Here is a 1,639-nt window from a genome sequence, read left to right as displayed (position 1 = left end):
GCACCACCACCACCTGGACCACCCACGCCACCGCCACCATCAACCCCGAGGAACCCACCGTCCCGGCGGAGATCGGCGCCTGGCCCCCGGCCGGCGAACCGGTCGACGTCGACGCGCTCTACCCGCTGCTCGCCGCGAGGGGCTACCAGTACGGGCCCGCCTTCCAGAACCTGCGCCGTGCCTGGCGTGCCGGCCCCGACGTCTACGCCGAGGTCGAGCTGCCCGAGGACCTGCGCCCCGAGGGTTACGCGGTGCACCCGGCGCTCGCCGACGCGGCCCTGCACGCGCTGATCGCCGACGCCGCCGAGCACCCCCACGACGCGCCGGGCCTGCCGTACAGCTTCTCCGGCGTCGCCGTGCACGCCACCCTGGCCACGTCGGTCCGGGCCCGGCTGACCGCGATCGGCGAGGACGCGTACCAGGTGCTGCTGGAGGATCCGGACGGGCACCCCGTGCTCTCCGTCGACCGCCTCGACCTGCGCGCGCTGGACCCCGCCACGCTGCCCGTCGTCGCCGCGCCCGGCACCGAGCTGCTGCACCGCCTCGACTGGCAGGAGCTGCGCGTGGACGCCACGCCGCCGGCCGAACCGGTTGACTGGGCCGTCCTCGGCACGCCCGGCCCGGCGCTGCGCGGCGCGCTGCCCGGTCTGCGCCAGGTGCCGGACCTCGCCGCCCTGCTCGCCGGTGAGCTGCCCGAGGTGGTCTTCCTGACCTGCCGGACCCCCCGCCCGGACGAGACGCCCGCCGACGCCACGGCCGCCACCACCGACGACCCGGTCGCCGCCGCACACGAGCTGACCGAGGCGCTGCTGTACCGCCTCCAGCAGTGGCTCGCCGAGGAGCGGCTGACCGGCACCCGGCTGGTGATCACCACCGAGGGTGGGGTCGCCGCGCACCTCGCCGACCAGATCGCCGACCTGGCCGCCGCCGCCTGCTGGGGCCTCACCCGCTCGGCGCAGGCCGAACACCCCGACCGGTTCGTGCTGCTCGACCTGGACGGACGCCCGACCGACCCGTCGGTGCTGCCCGCCGCGCTGGCCACCGCCGAGCCGCACCTCGCGGTGCGCTTCGGCGGGGCGTACGTCGACCGGCTGGTCCGCTGCGCCGACGACCCGGCGCGGCTGGTGCCGCCGGCCGAGAACTGGCGGTTCGGCACCACCTCCGCCGGCACCCTGGCCAACGTCGCCATGGTCCCGGCACCCGAGGCGCTGCGCCCGCTACGCGACGGCGAGGTGCGGGTACGCACCCACGCCACCGGCCTGAACTTCCGCGACGTGCTCATCGCGCTGGGCAGCTACCCCGGTGAGGCGCCGCTGGGCAGCGAGGGCGCGGGCGTGGTCGTGGAGACCGGTCCCGGCGTGACCGGACTCGACCCGGGCGACCGGGTGATGGGTCTCTTCTCCGAGGGCACCGGCCCGCTCGCGGTCTGCGACCATCTCCTGCTCACCCGTACCCCCGACCACCTCAGCGACAGCCAGGCCGCGGTGCTGCCGATCGCCTACCTGACCGCCATGTACGGCCTCGGCGACCTCGCCGGCCTGCGGGCGGGGCAGTCCGTCCTGATCCACACCGCGACCGGCGGGGTCGGGATGGCCGCCCTGCACTACGCCCGGCACCTCGGGGCCACCGTGCACACCAC

At 76.3% G+C, this 1,639-nt stretch carries 1 protein-coding gene; it reads left to right on the top strand.

Features of this window, described 5'->3' with window-relative positions:
• Positions 1 to 1,639, top strand: a 1,639-nt coding sequence (locus ACOJTC_RS21910) for a polyketide synthase dehydratase domain-containing protein (protein WP_420118282.1), incomplete at both ends; no start/stop codon positions are given.

It is taken from the genome of Micromonospora sp. (genome assembly GCF_048594385.1).
Lineage (GTDB): Bacteria > Actinomycetota > Actinomycetes > Mycobacteriales > Micromonosporaceae > Micromonospora > Micromonospora wenchangensis.
Note: the sequence above shows the minus strand (reverse complement) of the source record. Positions and strands in the feature narration are given on the sequence as shown.